We start from the raw sequence: 15,764 nt of genomic DNA, 5'->3' as shown, positions 1-15,764 counted from the left end.
ACCTTGTCCAAGACGGGTATTTTCAAGACAGCGGTAACTCCCAGTACTCCAGCGCCCATTCCTTCATGTATCGCACCCGGTGGGGCGTGAACTTGTAGATGATCAGTTCCGGGTTGTTGATGTCGCGGAGGTAAGCTCGCAGGAGGGCGTTGCTGTTCCAGATCTCTTCAATTTGGGGGCGGTCGGTGAGGATCTCGGCAGTGGCGGTGATGCGGACTTGGTTGTGGTCGTCGTCGGTGTAGCAGAGCTCGGCTTTGGGATTGGTGGCGAGTTCGGCGGTTTTGCCGTAGCGGCGGAGATTGGCCACATAGACCGTGAAGCCGTCGGTTTTCACTGGGGAGACGGGGCGCAAGCGGGGTTGGTCGCCGTCCATCGTGGCGAGCACGGGGAACTTAGCGGCTTTCATCGTGGCCAGGGCCAGGGCGGGGAGTTCGGCGGGATCGAGGGGTGCAGGCGCGGGCATGGCGGGCAGGTTAATGGTTGAGAGTGGAAGGACAGTTGAAGGCGTGGGGTGGCGGGGCTTGGCGACGGTTTTTTTAGACAGGATTTACAGGATGGCAGGATTCACAAGATTTTGAAGAGGCCAACTTCGGCGGTTATCTTTTGAAGCTCTTGGGGTTAATTCTGAAATCTTGTGAATGCTGTTCAAGAAAGGCCCTATGAAACCCATGAGGTGGGGGCGTGAATGAGTGGATTTCGGGGGAAAGGGATCGGGTTTGTCAAGCTTGGGGCTCGAACAAAAGTTTCAGGAAAAGCTGCCTCCGGGGTTGCCCTGGATACCCCTTTCGCTACCCCTCCATCTGAGTCCAGGCGCGTGCTCTCCCGAACACCTGGACCTTTGATTTCTGTCCCCTCCGTCTTTCTTTCCTTTCCCAATCATGTCCGCCTCCAACGAACTCAACATCAACATCGCTCATGTGGAGCGTGTCGCTAAAGAACTGGGCCTGCGCGCCATCCAGGTCGGGGCGACGGCCCAGCTTTTTGCCGATGGGGCCACGGTGCCCTTCATCGCCCGGTATCGTAAAGAGGCCACGGGATCCATGGATGAGGTGCAGATCCAAAATGTGAAGGACCGCATGGAGCAACTGGTGGCCCTGGATGATCGCCGCACGGCCATCGTGAAGTCCCTGGAAGAGCGCAATCTCATGACCGACGTGCTGCGTGCGAAGATCGAGAAGGCGGAGACGATGAACACCCTGGAGGACATCTTTGCCCCGTTCCGGCCGAAGCGCCGCACCCGCGCCACCATCGCCAAAGAAAAGGGGCTGGAACCTCTGGCGGATTTCATTGAGGCGAACCTCTTCACCCATGGCGTGAATGTGGACGATGAAGCGGCCAAGTTTGTGAATGCTGAGGCTGCCGATGAACTGAAGGTGAAGGATGCGGCCGATGCGCTCAGCGGAGCGCGTGACATCATCGCCGAGCGCATCAGCGACCACGCGGATGCCCGTGCGGCTCTGCGCAAGCTGTTTAGCGAGCAGAGCACGGTGGTATCCAAGGTGATGTTCGGCAAAGAAGCTGAGGCCGATGCCCAGAAATTCCGCGATTACTTCGACTGGTCCGAGCCTCTGAAGTCCATCCCCTCTCACCGCATGCTGGCCATCCGCCGGGGTGAGAAGGAAGGCTTCCTGCTCATGCGCATCAATCCGCCGGAAGATGCGGCGGTGCAGATCCTGACGAACCTGTTTGTGAAAGGTGGCAATGCCTGCTCTGACCAAATGAAGCTGGCCTGTGCAGATAGCTACAAGCGCCTGCTGAGCAGCAGCATGGAAACGGAAGCGCGCCTGGAATCCAAGAAGAAGGCCGATGGTGAAGCCGTGCGTGTCTTTGCCGATAATCTGCGTGAGCTCCTGCTGACCGCTCCGCTGGGGCAGAAGCGTGTGCTGGGCATTGACCCTGGCTTCCGCACGGGCTGCAAAGTGGTGGTGCTGGATGCGCAAGGGCAGCTCCTGTTTAACGATGTGATCTATTTGTTAGGCGAGGGCAACAGCCTCATGCAGGCGAAGACGCTGATCATGAACTTGGTCGAGCGTTACAAGATCGAAGCCTTTGCCATCGGCAACGGCACTGCCAGCCGTGAGACGGAGGCCTTCATCAATAAGATTGGCGTACCGAAGTCCATCCCCGTCCTCATGGTGAATGAGAGTGGCGCTTCCATTTACAGCGCCAGTGAAGTGGCGCGTGAGGAGTTCCCCAATCATGACATCACTGTGCGTGGCGCTGTCTCCATCGCCCGTCGTTTGATGGACCCGCTGGCGGAGCTGGTGAAGCTGGACCCGAAGTCCATTGGCGTGGGCCAGTATCAGCATGATGTGGATCAAAACCAGCTCAAGAGCAGCCTGGACAATGTGGTCATCAGCGCCGTGAACGGCGTAGGCGTGGAGATCAACACGGCCAGCAAGCAGCTCCTCAGTTACGTCTCCGGCCTCAACAGCACGCATGCGGCGAACATCGTGGCCTTCCGCAATGAGAACGGCGCTTTCAAAACTCGTAAAGACCTGCTGAAGGTGCCCCGCCTGGGCGACAAAGCTTTTGAGCAGGCCGCTGGGTTCCTGCGCATCCGTGGTGCGGCCAATCCGCTGGATGCCAGCGCCGTCCACCCTGAGCGCTACCCCCTGGTGGAAAAGATGGCTGCCGATCTGGGCTGCACCGTCGCCGACCTCATGCAGAAGGCAGAACTGCGCCAGAAGCTGGACCTGAAAAAGTACGTCAGTGAAGAGGTGGGCCTGCCGACGCTCCAGGACATCATGAACGAGTTGGCCAAACCAGGCCGCGATCCGCGTAAGCAGTTTGAAGTCTTCAACTTCGCTGAAGGCGTCAACGACATGAAGGACTTGACCGTGGGTATGAAGCTGCCGGGCATCGTCACCAATGTCACCGCCTTCGGGGCCTTTGTGGACATCGGCGTGCATCAGGACGGCCTCGTGCACGTCAGTCAGCTCAGCGATACGTTTGTCCGCGATGCGGCTGAGGTGGTGAAGGTGGCCCAGAAGGTCATGGTCACCGTCACGGAGGTGGACATCCAGCGCAAGCGCATCGCCCTAAGCATGAAGTCTAAACCGGACTTTGAGAAGAAGACGGGTAGCGGCGGTGCTGGCGGCCCACGTCCGGCAGGGCAGGGAGGCCAGGGCGGGCAAGGCGGTGGCAATCGCAGCTTAGGTGGTGGTGGTGGTAATCGCAGCAGTGGCGGCGGCATGGGCAATCCCTTTGGCGGTGGCGGCGGCGGTGGGGACTGGTTCACGGCAGCTTCACAAAAGGGGAAGAAGTAGTTCTTTGCTTGCCTCGCAGACAGAGAAACAGCAGAGGACCTTATTGTTCGCATGATGGATAAGCTCTCTTCTTTGTCTGCGCGGCTCCGCTTCCGGGCAGTGCTGGATTTTAACTTGGTGTTGATGCTGCTGGGGACCTGGCTCGGGCTCTTGGGGCGCTTTCATTGGACCCTGGATCTCTTCAGCCACTTTCGCTGGCAGTATGTCATTCTTTGTGGAGTGGCATTGCTTTGGTCGCTGATGGCGAAGCGTTCACGGCTGATGATCGGCTTTTGCGTGGCGTCACTGGTGATGAATGTGAATGACCTCTATCAGGCCCGTGGGAAGGACTCGTGGACTCAAGAAGAAGGTGCGAAACTGCGGGTGGTGAGCCTGAATGTGCTCACAGGAAATCCCCAAAAGCAAGGGGTGCTGGACTACCTGCGAAGTACCCGTGCCGATGTGATTTTCCTCATGGAAGTTGATGCCGCCTGGGGGGAAGCGTTGGAGTCTTTAAAATCTAATTATCCACATCATTTGTTAGGCTCTCGGGAGGATAACTTTGGCGTCGCATTTTTCAGCCGGGTGCCTTTGCTTTCCGTGGAGGTCTGGCAGCCTTCTCCTGGTTCCATGCCGTCTATTCAGGCTCGATTGATGCACGATGGTCAGGAGATGGTGATTTTAGGCATTCACCCGCTGCCACCCATCGGCCCTCGGCTGGCGGCGAGAAGGGATTGGCAACTTCAGGAGATCGGCCAGCGAGTGGCTTTTCTGAAGCAGCCGGTGCTGGTGGTGGGGGATCTGAATGCTACGCCGTGGTCCTGGGGCATGAAGCTGATCCGCCAGGGCAATGAGTTGGATTTTCGTTCGCCTGCCCCAGCCTGGACACCGACTTGGCAAGTGGGCACACCAGTTGCCGTGCCGATTGATCACGCCCTTTGCACGCCACCTCTGGTGATCGTTGGAAGGAAAATCGGGCCTGATGTGGGCTCAGATCACCGCCCGCAGGAGTTGGAGGTGGGGTGGCTTCCTTGAGAATGACCTGTTAGGCCGTTAATCCGCGTTTCTCTTTGCGGGCTTCATGCCACGCGATGCAGAGCGGAATGACGATCAAGAAAAATAACCATAGGCCCGTGAGATGCATCGGCAAAAGGTTCGCCGGCAGTAGCCAAGACATGGCCGCAACAACCAGGCTGCTGACCGTCCAGATCCAGCCCGCCGCACGGTGCGTCTGCCGCCAAACATACTCCGAATTCAGTGTCCAGGGAACGCGGATGCCTGCATAACGATTGCGTTTCAGTTTGCCGAAAAGGTTGCCGATGAAAGCAAAGAGCAATGCGATCCCAGTGATCACCCAGCGAGTGACATCTGGACGGTGCCCCAAAGACCAGGAGATTTGCACCAGTGCCACGGCTGCGAGTAGTACGCTGATGCCGAGACGGATCAACCGAGTGGCTTTGCCATGGGCGGTGAGGCTGCCATCTCCTTCACGATACCGACCTGCATCCTGGCTTTCTTTCCAAAAGACGACCCCGAAAGAGAGCAACGTCGTGACAGGCATTACCAGCAGTCCCCAGGTTTTGGGCGCATACCAATTCACCTCCCCACGCAGATTCCACTGCATGGGTACACGATCCGTTGCGAAGGGCATGGCTGCCAAAGATGCCAAGACAGGGATGCTGAGGATGAGCAATTGCAACCACTCGCGCCTAACAAAGGAAAGAATATTTTTTTTCATGAAGAGGATCAGGCTTTTAGCTTTTTGGTCACTGCTTTTTTAGCTGTGGGTTGGGTGGACTCCATGAGGCCGCTGAGCCACACCATCACATCTTCCACCACGCTGGTATTTAGGTGGTAACGCCGGAACTGACCCTGGCGCTCTTCTTCCACCAGTTCGGCCTGTCTCAGGATGTCGAGGTGGTGAGACACGGTGGGTTTGCCGACCTGACATGCGTCTGCAATTTCCCCTGCCGTCAGTGATCGCTCCCGTAGCATCTCCAGGATCTGCCTCCGGGTGGGATCATTCAGAGCTTTGAACAAGGAATTCATGATTGCTTTGATATTTCGACAAATATCGAATTAATGCAAGGAGATTTGCACTCAGTGTTCACCTCGGTTGGCGTGATTAGATTCTTTCTCCGCTCGCCCGCACCACGCCGAGCACGGCTATGGCGATCAGAATCATCACCAAACTCACGGCTACAGCGGACTCTAGATTCCCCACGCTCAATTCCAGCCAAACGGTCGTTGGCAGCACCTCTGTGCGATGGCGAGTGGCCCCCGCAAACACCAAAATGGGTCCGAATTCGCCCAGGCTGCGGGCCCAGGCGATGCAGAAGGCGGCGATCAGTCCACGTTTCGCACTGGGCAGAGCGATATGCCAGAGCGCCTGAAAGCGGGTGGCACCCAGCGTCAGTGCCACATCTTCAGGTCGGGAGGATAGGTGATCAAAAGTCCCTCTTACGGTGCGGATGGCGAAGGCCGCCGCTACCACGAACTGAGCTAGGATGACTCCAGCAATGGTGTAGGTAAATGGAATGACTTCTTCGATAGCCTTACCGATCTGGGTTTGGAAAAAGATCAGCAAGCACAGTCCCACCACCATGGGGGGGAGCACAATCGGAATGTCTAGCGCCGCATCCAGCAAGGCCTTGCCGGGGAAGTGGCGTCTTGCCATGAGGTATCCGATGGGCACCGCAAAGAGCAAAGCAAAGGTGGCGGCTGCGGTGCAAGTGACGAGGCTGAGGCCTGTGGCATAGCGGATTTCAGACTTCAGCAGTGTTTCCAGCCAGGCTTCCGGCGTGCTGTAAGTGGCGGTGGCACCGATGAGGAGAAACCAAAAAACTAGGTAAGCCGCAGTGATAAAGGCCAGGAAAAGCCAGAACAGGCGAGAGGACATGGGAGAAGGTAACAGGAAACGAGCACAGATCTATGGCCACTCCATGTTTTGTATAACTCAGCTTTCAGGCGTCGTTAAAGTTGCCTCACCTTCTTTTCTTTGTAAGTAAACAAACCATAAGAAAGTGGTGCGTATGGAGAAAAGTTCCCAGGAAAAAGCTCTTCACGACAAGTCCGCCCCCCTGAGTGTGCGGGTGGAGGAGGATTTTTCCAAGCAACGGAGCTCCGATTCCAAGACCTCTTGGGAGGCCAAGCGCAGAGGTCAGCAGCGGAAAAGAATCACCCTAGCAACGGGTTTTGTAGCTTTGGTGGTTGCTGGAATATGGTCTTTCGGTGGGCTTGCTGGTGAAAATACCAGGGTAAAGCAGAGTTCACATGAATCTGGCTGGCATCGTCTGTTTCCCCAAGGGAAATGGGTGCCAGTGAAGGTCAGTGCTCAAGAGAGTCCGAGTTATACCGAGTCTGCAGATGGTTGGTCCCGATTGCCTAAATGGATGTCCTTGGCCCCTCAAAATGCACAGGGCAGCAATTGGGGACTGCGCGCGAGCTTTGCCCATTTGAATGATGGCGCACCGCCGGAATTATGGCTGCGTGAGAATGGGCCATTCCATTACAGTGCTTATTTGGATGAAAACGGAAAAACTTTGGTCATCCAGCGCTATGAAAACGAAGGAATGCTGCAGCGCATTACTCTGGGAAAACGCTGGCTGCCAGAGCCCATCAAGACGGGACAAGCATACCGTTTGGAATTTTTCGCGATTCATCAGCGGCTCATTGCACGCCTGGACGATCACCTGCTGGATATTGCAGTCTCAGACGTTCCCTACAGGGGGTATGCCTCCATTTATGGGATTTCGAGGGATGCTTTTCAGGGTGTAGAGCATGTGAACCTGGATGGAATGAAGCATGTGGAAGCTCTGAATTTGGCGGGTGTTGGGGATTTTACAGGTCCGCCTCAACCGGCTTTATCGGAGACAGTAATTCCTGGTTTTGCGGGAGCTAGCCCCGCGACTTCATCTCGAGTAGAAGAAACTGAGGCGGCTGAGTTTTCTCACTTTCCAGTGGGTCGCTGGAAAGCAATTCCTTTGAATCTCAAAGAGATGCCCTTTTTAAAATCCAGGGGCAATGGGTGGCTGACTTCCAGTGGAGTCGCTTCCACTTTGCCTGTGGGCATCAAGGGGACCAATTGGGGGCTGAGGGTGACGTTTCGCCATCAGCACCGGGCGCAGGTGCCCGAGTTGCTTCTGCGTTCCAGTCACGAGTCTAATTTTAATGCTTACCTTGAGCATGGAGGTAAGACGCTGACGATTCAGCGTTTTGATCGGCAGGCCGATGAGCGCTACCAGACCTTGAGGCAAATGGATTTGCCTCAGGCGGCGGAACCCGGGCGTGCTTACACGTTGGAGTTCTTTGCCATTGGTCAGGTGCTGCTGGCTCGTTATCGCGATGTGGTGATGGAAGTGACCACAAAGAATGCTCCCAAGGCTGGGCAGATCAGCATCTACGGCATTCATTTTGATGATTTCCGTGACGTGGAAGTCATGAATTTAGAAGGAGTGGCTGAGGAAAATGCTCTGCAGATGGCACGCGGAAAAGATAAACGATGAAGAAGTACGGCTGATAATCTCACGGTGGGGCCAGGCTCGGCTCTGAATCGCTCTTGCTCGAAGGTTCATCTGATTCTAGTTTATCTAGTAACTGATGATCCTTTGTCTCGAATCTTCCCTCCTCGGAGGTTATCTCTCCAATGAAGTGCCTGGTCTGGTGACCGGGATGCTGCATGTGGCGGGCTCCAAACAGCCAGTGAGGGTGGAACTGGTCGGTAATTTCCTTCGCGATATTGCAGGATGTCGGGTGGATTTGCACAATCCGCTCCCGCATGGAGATTTGGATGAAGTGGCTTGGTTAGCCCCACAGCAGCACGGGTTTAGTGGGGTGATGACGGCTTCCTATCGAGTCGCAAAACTGCCACGCCGCCGTAATTCTGGCCTTTCTCCATTGCTAGAACCCCAAGGACTGAAAAACTTACTTTTCTTGGAATGGTTCAACCAGCAGCACCAGCGTATCCTCATTCAGTCCTGGCACCTTCAGATGCGGGTGAGTGCACCACGCTGGCAGATGAGTGAACAGGAAGAGGCTTCTCTTTTGCGACAGGCACGCGCGCGGCGGAAGCATTTTCTTTTGCATCAGCAAGACCACCATGATCGAGAAGGGGCGTTGCTAGCTCCAGGCATGCCAGATCCTTTTGAGCCGCATGATCTCAGCAGTGGAGATCCCTTTAGTTCGCTCGAAGCTCCAGAAGGGATAAACCCACCAGGAAAGCCGAAAAAATCCAACTCGGCGAATCCTGCCAAACGATCCCAGGCACTTGCTCAAGAGCTGCGCAGGTTTGAGCAGTTGCTGGTATTCAATGAAGAGGTACGCTCCCGCCCGGCCGTAATGCACTTGCTTTCGACGGTGGCAGATCTCACCGCGCATTTGGTGCATGTATTACGGCAGTTTTCGGAGTCCAAGAGTGCGCATTGGCAGTTTTTGATTGTGGATTTAGAGCAGTCCCTACCCCTCTTTGGTGCGGCCCTCAATGCAACAGACAAGATGATGCAGCATGCGACTCCAGGCACTGATCAAGAATGGTTAGCCATGGTGCAGGCCAGTTTGCTCAACATCGAACTGCGGATGCGCGAGCTACTGACGCTGCTGCGTTAAATGCTGCGGATAGGCGCTGGCCCCAGGCTTTCTCCACGCAGAAATTCAGGCATCAGAAGTCGGCTGGCTTCGCGGATCGTGCGTCCTTCTCCACAGGAGATGACTAGGCGCGCCAGCTTTTTGGCAAAGGTCTCCGCGCTGCGGCGGTAACGGGCTGGCTCAGGATGCAGATGCAGGAGGAAGGATTCATCATCACGGGAGAGGAGAGAAATTTGCCCTGGGATGCGGTAGCCCTGGCCTAACAACCAAGTTTGTACTGTGGCTAAGTGATCTGCCCGCAGCACGAAAAAAGCTGTAGGTGCGGATGATTTTGCGAATAGACGTCGCAAGCCGGCGATGACGCTAGCAGGGGTGTCTTGATGTGTCATCACTTGCACTTGGGCCTGCCCTGCACCTTCCTGGAAGCCAGCCACACTTTCCGCGTCGCCAGCCAGTTTCACTTGAGAGGCGACAATCACAAGATGCTGGTGACCGAGTGCTGTTAGCCGCGTGGCTGCATGTCGTGAAGTGGCGCGGTAGTCGGTATCCACTTGCGGGAGGGAAATCCCAGCGTGTGGGGTGCCTGCGATCACGGTTTTAATGCCCTGGTTTTCAAACCAGCGCTGCATGGCCTGGGTAGAGCGGTGGAGGATCCACACTCCGTGAGGATGCTCTGAAGTCAGCGTTTCGAGTATCTGGGTGGGGTTTGACCGGAAGGCAGCAGAGACCACTTTCATTTGTAGATGCCAGCCCGCTCCCTGGAGCCTTAGACGCAAGGTTTCCATCCATAACAGGGTGGAAGAGGCGAGTGTATGAGGTGGGGAGCAGAGCAGAAGCCAAGCGGTCTGAAGCGTGGGGGGCGGGACTGTGGCACAACAGCCAGTGACCTCTCTCCTACGGCCCATGTGGGTCTTGACCAGGCCTTCGCTTTCCAGTTGAGCCAGTGCTGCGCGAAGGGTGTTTCTGCCCACTTGGAGTTGGTGCGCCAGTTCCATCTCTCCTGGTAGGTAACGGGGCCAGGTGCCTTTGAGCAGGCATTCACGCAAAAAAACTGCCACTTCCGCTGCACGTTTAGGGCGCACGGGTAGGGACAGGGAAGCGGTGTCCGAAAGCATCGTCGGGGGACGATTACACACAGCGGTCAGGAAATATTCAACTCCTGATATGACCAATGTGAGCAGGAGGCGTAATCTAGAAAAAGACGTGAAGATTTCTACCTGAGTAGGTGCAGGTTCGATTAAAATAAGATGAAACAAAGATCAGTTATCGGGGTCTTATTCTGCATCTCATGAACGTCTGGCTGAAAAGTCTTCTCTCCCTCAGCATTCTAGTCTGTGTGCTTTCTTTTGGCACACTTGGCTGGTTAGCGGTGAAGACCACGGAAGGGCCTTCTGCTCGTTCAGCCAAAAAGTTGCCTGACTGGGAACGCACTCTACCGCCCAGTTTGCTCAAGTCGCTGGATGTAGATGCCAGGCTGGAACAGACCGCGACGATGGCCCTGCACACACTGGATGAGTTGGCCGAGCGATTGCGGAAACTCAGTTCTGCCCCAGGGGTGAAACCTAACGAGTTAGTCCTCACTTTTAAATCTCCTGAGGCTCTGAAGGCTTTCCGTGAGAGGGCTGCGCGAGAGGGATTTCAGATTTTGCATGATGATCCGCGTCTGCTCAGTGCGCGGGTAAAATACACAGACCCTTTGACCATGGCGCGTGAATTGCGGCAGAATGCGGAGGATTTGCAGAACATCGGCCTGAACTATCTGGCTTGGGTTCCCGGTCTGCCGGATGCCAGTCAGGTGGACTCTGCCAATGCAGGTGGGGCGACGCCTTTCGGCAACAGTGGGCTGAATGCCATCGGTGCCATGGGGGATCGCAGTGCCTGGGGGGCTGGCACTAAAGTCGCCGTTCTCGATACCGGCGTCACGCAACACCCCTCACTGCAAGATTCCCGAGTCACGCACATAGATCTCGTCAAGGATGGACTGGAGCCCAATGGCCACGGCACTGCCATGGCTTCTCTAATCGCTGGAACGGATGCACGCGATGGCGGCGTGGCTCCCGCTTCAGATCTTCTTGACATTCGTGTGGCTGATACTCGTGGGGAGAGCAATACTGCCCTAGTGGCTGAGGGCATCATGCGGGCCGTGGATGAAGGCGCGCGGCTCATCAACATCAGCCTGGGCACCACAGGAGATTCCGATGTGCTGCGCCGTGCCGTGGAATACGCTTTGGCTAACGATGTGATCGTAGTGGCCGCAGCCGGGAATGAACAACAAACTTCTCTGGCTTATCCAGCCGGGTATGAAGGTGTCATCAGTGTTGCTGCGGTGGATGCGAATGGGAATCAAGCCTACTTTTCAAATTCGGGGGAGACACTCACCATCTCCGCTCCAGGGGTGGGCATCGTTTCGGCTTACAGTGGAAATCGTATGGTGGTGAGCAGTGGCACCTCTCAAGCGACGGCCCTAACGAGTGGTGTGATTTCCGCGTTACTGAGTTGGGGCTATCCCGTCCAGGGCATGGCCAAAACTCTGACAGCGAATGCACAACCAACAGGAGCACCGAAATCGCAGGTCGGTGCTGGCATCATTCAAATGGTTCAGCCTTGAGATTTCTGGGTCACACCGCATTCAAAAAAAGAGACAGGTCCCTCGACCTGTCTCTTCGCAGCGGATCAAAAAATCAACGAGCTTAGATGTACTCGTTGATGAGGTTCTCCAGCATCTCCTGACGGCCTGAGCCGATGAGGGGCTCACCATTTTCTAGGGTGTAAGCTTCCAGTTCGGCAAAGCTGGTGGTGCCTGCTTCCACCTTCGCGCCGATGCCTGCATCAAAAGTGCTGTAACGGGCTTTGCGGAAGGCATCCAGGCGACCATCTTCAAGGATGGAAGCAGCGATTTTCAGGCCGCGGGCAAAGGCATCCATACCACCGATGTGAGCATGGAAAAGATCCACGGGCTCAAAGGATTCACGGCGCACTTTGGCATCGAAATTGAGGCCCCCGGTGGTGAAGCCGCCGCTCTTCAAAATGACAAGCATCATCTGTGTGGTGAGGTAAATATCGGTCGGGAATTGATCGGTATCCCAGCCGATGAGTTCATCGCCCGTATTAGCATCCACAGAGCCGAGAGCGTCCGCTGCGACGGCCACTTCCATTTCATGCCACATGCTGTGACCGGCTAGGGTGGCGTGGTTGGTTTCCAGATTGAGTTTGAAGTGCTCCATGAGGTTATGCTCACGAAGGAAGTTTAAGCAGGCGGCTGCGTCGGAATCATACTGGTGAGTGGAGGGCTCACGAGGTTTAGGCTCAATGTAGAAGGGGCCTTTAAAGCCGATCTCCTTTTTATAGTCCACAGCCATGTGGAGGAAGCGTGCGAGGTGGTCCAGCTCCCGCTTCATGTCTGTATTCAACAGGGAAGCGTAGCCCTCACGGCCTCCCCAGAAGGTGTAGCCTTCACCGCCTAGGCGATGAGTGACTTCGATCGCTTTCTTCACCTGAGCGGCGGCGTAAGCATAGACCTGGGCATTTGGGCTGGTGGCAGCGCCTTGGTTATACCGAGGGTGGGCAAACAAACAAGCGGTGCCCCAAAGTAACTTTTTACCGGTGGCCTTTTGGGCTTTTTCGAGCTCGTCAGCGACGGCATCAAGATTCGCATTACTCTCGGCCAAGGTTTCGCCTTCGGGAGCGACATCCCGGTCATGGAAGCAGTAATAATCCACGCCCAGCTTATCCATAAACTCAAAGCAGGCCCAGACGCGGCGTTGCGCATTGGCGATCGAATTGCTGCCGTCATCCCAGGGGCGCTGGGCGGTGCCTGCACCGAAAGGGTCGGCCAGGCTATTGCGCATGGCATGCCAATAGGCGACGCCGAAGCGGAAATGGTCACGCATCTTTTTGCCGGCGATGACCTCGTCAGCGTTGTAGTGCTTGAAGGAAAGAGGATTGCGAGATTTGGGACCCTCGTACTGGATTTTCGGAATATCAGGAAAAGCTTCGCTCATGGTATGGGCGGCCATTGGATACTTTCGGCAGGAAAGCGTCAAGCTTGTTCATGGGTGGGAGTTGGCTCAGGAGATCGCTTTTTAATAAAAGCGGCCCGGAGGGACCCAACCAAAATCCCTCCGGGCCTTAATTGACCGGGCTGTCCCCAACCATGAAGTGACAGTCCAGCTCGTTGTGGTGAAGCTCGCGCTTCAGGAAATCTAATAAGCAGCTAGCAGGCCAAGTGGTCGGCGATTTTAAAGCAATGTTGACTCAAACAAGTCATGCATTTTGCTGCCCTGAAACGCTTGTGACATTGAGTGATTCAGATGTGATCTAACCAGAGATGAAATCACTTCTACTCCACTCCTCACAGCTCAGCTTTGATCGCTGAAAGCAGGTCTTCGTAACGATCAAAAGGCTGGAACTGAGGGAACTGGGCCTGAATGCTTGCGGGGGAGTGGAAAAAGAAACCCTTGTGCGCTTCTCCCAGCATGGTGGTGTCATTGAAAGAATCACCTGCTGCAATGACTTGGTAATTGAGGCTTTTGAAGGCCACGACGGCTTTTTGTTTTTGGTTAGACTGGCGCAGCTTGTAGTTGACGATGCGGCCTGTGGAGTCGGTCTCTAAATAGTGGCAAAAAATGGCGGGCCACGCTAGCTGGCGCATGAGCGGTTGGGCAAATTCTTCGAAAGTATCGCTCAAGATGATGACCTGAGTCAAAGAGCGCAATTCATCCAGGAAGTCCTTGGCTCCTTCCATGGGAGAAAGCGTGCTGATGACTTCTTGGATATCATTCAGCTTGAGCCCATGCTGATCCAGAATGGCGAGGCGGCTCTTCATCAGCACGTCATAGTCGGGCTCATCCCGTGTCGTGCGGCGCAATTCAGCGATGCCGGTTTTTTCGGCAAAAGCGATCCAAATTTCCGGGACGAGTACGCCTTCAAGGTCGAGGGTGACGATGGTCTGTTTTTTCATGGGCAGCGTTTCTGTGTCATGGGTTGGGGGCACTGTCTAGTCACGGCATGGGTAAAGTCAGAGCATCTCCAGACGCTGGGCGGGCTAAAGGGAATTTGGATGTTATGGATCTGGGATTGTTAAAAAGTCGAAAAGGTGTATTATTTACATGTCTCCCGACCTCAGATCTCATTTTTACTTTTTAACTGAATGACATTTTTTACTCGCGGCCTCTGGGTCGTTTCGGTCGGCTTGATCTTTGTGGGCAGCAGTTGCAGTCAAGTTCACTCGGCAGGTTCCTTGGGATACTTGATGAATGGAGAGACGAAGTTACGCCCAACTCCGAAAAACTTTAGGCACATGCCCCCGCGTGACCAAGACCGCACTCCCACGCCCATGCAATGGGGCATGGCGTTTTAGTCCGGCATCTCTTTCAGCCTAGGCCAGGGAGACCTGTGCCTGCGCGAGATCTTTCGTGTGGGTGAGGGAAACCAGGACGCGTGTGACGCCCTGGGAGGTGGCGTGTTTTTGTGCTCCTCCATGGAGCAAGAGCACGGGCCTGCCTGATGCCTCACGGGTAATCTCGAAGTCTTTCCAATCCACGCCCTCGGCCCAGAGACCGGTGCCGATCGCCTTGGCTGCTGCTTCTTTCGCCGCAAAGCGGGCCGCGTAATGCATGGCGGGGTCAGCACAGGAATCACAATAGGCGATTTCTCCCGCTGTGAAGGTGCGCTCTTTAAAGCGATCTCCGTGCTTGATGAGGAGATCCCGAATGCGTGGTACTTCCACCAGATCTATGCCCAGTCCAATCATGCGTGTGGATACTGAGCCATGATAGCGAGGAATTCGGCGATGGCCTGCCGCATCCCAACAAAAACGGATCGCGCGACGATGCTATGGCCGATATTCAGCTCCGCCAGATGTGGCACGCTGAAGAGTTCAGGAAGATTTTTGGTGGTCAGGCCATGGCCAGCATTGATTTGCAAACCGAGGCTGTGACCCAACTTTGCCGCAGCGATCAGTCGGGCGGTTTCATGAGCCCGTTTTTCACCTTGCTCATTGGCAAAAGTACCTGTGTGCAGCTCAATCATGCTGGCTCCGATTTCGGCGGAGGCGCGAACTTGATCCAAGTCAGGGTCAATGAACATGCTGACGCGGGTGCCATTGGCTTCCAGTTGAGCCACGCTGCTGCGTAGGGCCTCCTTTTGGCCAATCACATCCAGCCCCCCCTCGGTCGTTACTTCTTCGCGATTCTCTGGAACCATGCAGACAAAATCTGGCTTCACCTCTAAGGCAATGCCCAAGATCTCAGCCGTGTTGCCCATTTCCAGATTCATCTTGGTGCCGATCTCTTTGCGCAGTAGGTAGATGTCTGCATCCACGATGTGGCGGCGGTCTGCACGCAAATGGACGGTGATGGAGCTTGCCCCAGAAGCCTCAGCAAGATGTGCGGCTTCGAGGATGCTGGGTTCGACATTGTGCGCGCCTAACATGGTGCGGTAACGGGCCTGCCGAAGAGTGGCCACGTGGTCGATATTGACGCCGAGAAGGAGAGGCGGATTCATCAAAGAGGACGTTGAGAGTCTGAGGAAAAAAGATGGGTTTTAGCCAGTTGCTTGGTGGCCCAGGCATGAGTGCGACGGGAGAGGGCATCGAGGAGCAAGGCTAAGCAGAGTCCTGCCAGAGCACCGCCGAGAGCACCATAGGCTGGAATGACCCAACCGTCCCCGATCTGAGCCGAAAAGTGCTTCAAAGCCCAGGCGCAGATGGCTCCAGCGGGAATTCCGGCCAGGATGCCACACTGAATCAAAAAAGCACGAATGCCTGATTCTGTGCGGCCCGCGCGGAGGCCGATCAGGACAGAGGAAGAAAGGACACCTAGACTTATCAGCGCGGCGGCAGCCCCGATAGCAGCTAATCCAAGGGCGATGCCCGCGCCGATGAGGACGAGGGCAACGCCGAGGAAGAGGATGCCAAAGATGGCCATAGGGGGT

At 55.6% G+C, this 15,764-nt stretch carries 15 protein-coding genes; 5 read left to right on the top strand and 10 right to left on the bottom strand.

Features of this window, described 5'->3' with window-relative positions:
* Positions 1 to 22: 22 nt before the first annotated feature.
* A complete protein-coding gene (locus HNQ64_RS22735; RefSeq protein ID WP_184212948.1) occupies positions 23 to 463 on the bottom strand; it encodes a pyridoxamine 5'-phosphate oxidase family protein in 441 nt (146 codons plus the stop codon).
* 415 nt (positions 464 to 878) lie between these two features.
* Here HNQ64_RS22735 and HNQ64_RS22730 point away from each other — a divergent pair, with 415 nt between their 5' ends.
* Positions 879 to 3,269 carry a Tex family protein gene (locus HNQ64_RS22730; protein ID WP_184212947.1) on the top strand — a complete coding sequence of 797 codons (2,391 nt, stop codon included), beginning with the start codon at positions 879 to 881 and terminating at the stop codon, positions 3,267 to 3,269.
* Positions 3,270 to 3,320: 51 nt separating this feature from the next.
* Entirely contained in the window at positions 3,321 to 4,283 is a 963-nt protein-coding gene (locus tag HNQ64_RS22725; RefSeq protein ID WP_184212946.1) for an endonuclease/exonuclease/phosphatase family protein, read from the top strand.
* A gap of 10 nt (positions 4,284 to 4,293) precedes the next feature.
* On the opposite strand, the gene HNQ64_RS22720 is transcribed toward HNQ64_RS22725, so the two are convergent.
* From HNQ64_RS22720 to HNQ64_RS22710, 3 genes are all read right to left on the bottom strand, one after another.
* Complete coding sequence (locus tag HNQ64_RS22720; protein ID WP_184212945.1) at positions 4,294 to 4,986, bottom strand: SdpI family protein; 693 nt, start codon at positions 4,984 to 4,986, stop codon at positions 4,294 to 4,296.
* A gap of 8 nt (positions 4,987 to 4,994) precedes the next feature.
* Positions 4,995 to 5,297: an autorepressor SdpR family transcription factor gene (locus HNQ64_RS22715; protein WP_184212944.1), complete on the bottom strand. Its 303-nt coding sequence runs from the start codon at positions 5,295 to 5,297 to the stop codon at positions 4,995 to 4,997.
* Between the two features lie 76 nt (positions 5,298 to 5,373).
* Positions 5,374 to 6,147 carry an ABC transporter permease gene (locus tag HNQ64_RS22710; protein WP_184212943.1) on the bottom strand — a complete coding sequence of 258 codons (774 nt, stop codon included), beginning with the start codon at positions 6,145 to 6,147 and terminating at the stop codon, positions 5,374 to 5,376.
* A gap of 493 nt (positions 6,148 to 6,640) precedes the next feature.
* Between HNQ64_RS22710 and HNQ64_RS22705 the strand changes: the two genes are divergently transcribed.
* Positions 6,641 to 7,753: a hypothetical protein gene (locus HNQ64_RS22705; RefSeq protein ID WP_184212942.1), complete on the top strand. Its 1,113-nt coding sequence runs from the start codon at positions 6,641 to 6,643 to the stop codon at positions 7,751 to 7,753.
* Between the two features lie 94 nt (positions 7,754 to 7,847).
* Positions 7,848 to 8,852 (top strand): hypothetical protein, encoded by a 1,005-nt coding sequence (locus tag HNQ64_RS22700; protein ID WP_184212941.1) that lies wholly within the window; start codon positions 7,848 to 7,850, stop codon positions 8,850 to 8,852.
* On the opposite strand, the gene HNQ64_RS22695 is transcribed toward HNQ64_RS22700, so the two are convergent.
* Complete coding sequence (locus HNQ64_RS22695) at positions 8,849 to 9,946, bottom strand: substrate-binding domain-containing protein (RefSeq protein ID WP_184212940.1); 1,098 nt, start codon at positions 9,944 to 9,946, stop codon at positions 8,849 to 8,851. The genes HNQ64_RS22700 and HNQ64_RS22695 overlap by 4 nt on opposite strands.
* Before the next feature lie 173 nt (positions 9,947 to 10,119).
* Here HNQ64_RS22695 and HNQ64_RS22690 point away from each other — a divergent pair, with 173 nt between their 5' ends.
* Positions 10,120 to 11,439, top strand: a complete 1,320-nt coding sequence (locus tag HNQ64_RS22690) for a S8 family peptidase (RefSeq protein WP_184212939.1) — start codon at positions 10,120 to 10,122, stop codon at positions 11,437 to 11,439.
* Between the two features lie 82 nt (positions 11,440 to 11,521).
* Here the strand turns inward: HNQ64_RS22690 and xylA are convergent, their stop codons facing one another.
* The 5 genes from xylA to HNQ64_RS22665 all read right to left on the bottom strand — a co-directional run bounded on the left by xylA (position 11,522) and on the right by HNQ64_RS22665 (position 15,757).
* On the bottom strand, positions 11,522 to 12,832 hold the full coding sequence (gene xylA, locus HNQ64_RS22685) for a xylose isomerase (protein WP_184212938.1): 1,311 nt from the start codon (positions 12,830 to 12,832) through the stop codon (positions 11,522 to 11,524).
* 350 nt (positions 12,833 to 13,182) lie between these two features.
* Positions 13,183 to 13,791, bottom strand: coding sequence for a bifunctional phosphoserine phosphatase/homoserine phosphotransferase ThrH (thrH, locus tag HNQ64_RS22680; RefSeq protein WP_184212937.1), 609 nt, complete (start codon positions 13,789 to 13,791; stop codon positions 13,183 to 13,185).
* Between the two features lie 417 nt (positions 13,792 to 14,208).
* Complete coding sequence (acpS, locus tag HNQ64_RS22675; protein WP_184212936.1) at positions 14,209 to 14,583, bottom strand: holo-ACP synthase; 375 nt, start codon at positions 14,581 to 14,583, stop codon at positions 14,209 to 14,211.
* Entirely contained in the window at positions 14,580 to 15,335 is a 756-nt protein-coding gene (locus HNQ64_RS22670; protein ID WP_184212935.1) for a pyridoxine 5'-phosphate synthase, read from the bottom strand. The genes acpS and HNQ64_RS22670 overlap by 4 nt, the downstream gene beginning before the upstream one ends.
* Positions 15,335 to 15,757 carry a hypothetical protein gene (locus HNQ64_RS22665; protein ID WP_184212934.1) on the bottom strand — a complete coding sequence of 141 codons (423 nt, stop codon included), beginning with the start codon at positions 15,755 to 15,757 and terminating at the stop codon, positions 15,335 to 15,337. Before HNQ64_RS22665 ends, HNQ64_RS22670 begins: the two co-directional genes overlap by 1 nt.
* Positions 15,758 to 15,764: the final 7 nt, after the last annotated feature.

The sequence above is a fragment of the Prosthecobacter dejongeii genome, assembly GCF_014203045.1.
In the GTDB taxonomy this organism is placed as follows: Bacteria; Verrucomicrobiota; Verrucomicrobiia; order Verrucomicrobiales; family Verrucomicrobiaceae; genus Prosthecobacter; species Prosthecobacter dejongeii.
Note: the sequence above shows the minus strand (reverse complement) of the source record. Positions and strands in the feature narration are given on the sequence as shown.

What these genes read in the sequence shown, in the direction of transcription:
- HNQ64_RS22735 (WP_184212948.1), bottom strand. Translation starts at nt 463, where the DNA reads ATGCCCGCGCCTGCACCCCTCGATCCCGCCGAACTCCCCGCCCTGGCC.
- HNQ64_RS22730 (WP_184212947.1), top strand. Translation starts at nt 879, where the DNA reads ATGTCCGCCTCCAACGAACTCAACATCAACATCGCTCATGTGGAGCGT.
- HNQ64_RS22725 (WP_184212946.1), top strand. Translation starts at nt 3,321, where the DNA reads ATGATGGATAAGCTCTCTTCTTTGTCTGCGCGGCTCCGCTTCCGGGCA.
- HNQ64_RS22720 (WP_184212945.1), bottom strand. Translation starts at nt 4,986, where the DNA reads ATGAAAAAAAATATTCTTTCCTTTGTTAGGCGCGAGTGGTTGCAATTG.
- HNQ64_RS22715 (WP_184212944.1), bottom strand. Translation starts at nt 5,297, where the DNA reads ATGAATTCCTTGTTCAAAGCTCTGAATGATCCCACCCGGAGGCAGATC.
- HNQ64_RS22710 (WP_184212943.1), bottom strand. Translation starts at nt 6,147, where the DNA reads ATGTCCTCTCGCCTGTTCTGGCTTTTCCTGGCCTTTATCACTGCGGCT.
- HNQ64_RS22705 (WP_184212942.1), top strand. Translation starts at nt 6,641, where the DNA reads ATGTCCTTGGCCCCTCAAAATGCACAGGGCAGCAATTGGGGACTGCGC.
- HNQ64_RS22700 (WP_184212941.1), top strand. Translation starts at nt 7,848, where the DNA reads ATGATCCTTTGTCTCGAATCTTCCCTCCTCGGAGGTTATCTCTCCAAT.
- HNQ64_RS22695 (WP_184212940.1), bottom strand. Translation starts at nt 9,946, where the DNA reads ATGCTTTCGGACACCGCTTCCCTGTCCCTACCCGTGCGCCCTAAACGT.
- HNQ64_RS22690 (WP_184212939.1), top strand. Translation starts at nt 10,120, where the DNA reads ATGAACGTCTGGCTGAAAAGTCTTCTCTCCCTCAGCATTCTAGTCTGT.
- xylA (WP_184212938.1), bottom strand. Translation starts at nt 12,832, where the DNA reads ATGAGCGAAGCTTTTCCTGATATTCCGAAAATCCAGTACGAGGGTCCC.
- thrH (WP_184212937.1), bottom strand. Translation starts at nt 13,791, where the DNA reads ATGAAAAAACAGACCATCGTCACCCTCGACCTTGAAGGCGTACTCGTC.
- acpS (WP_184212936.1), bottom strand. Translation starts at nt 14,583, where the DNA reads ATGATTGGACTGGGCATAGATCTGGTGGAAGTACCACGCATTCGGGAT.
- HNQ64_RS22670 (WP_184212935.1), bottom strand. Translation starts at nt 15,335, where the DNA reads ATGAATCCGCCTCTCCTTCTCGGCGTCAATATCGACCACGTGGCCACT.
- HNQ64_RS22665 (WP_184212934.1), bottom strand. Translation starts at nt 15,757, where the DNA reads ATGGCCATCTTTGGCATCCTCTTCCTCGGCGTTGCCCTCGTCCTCATC.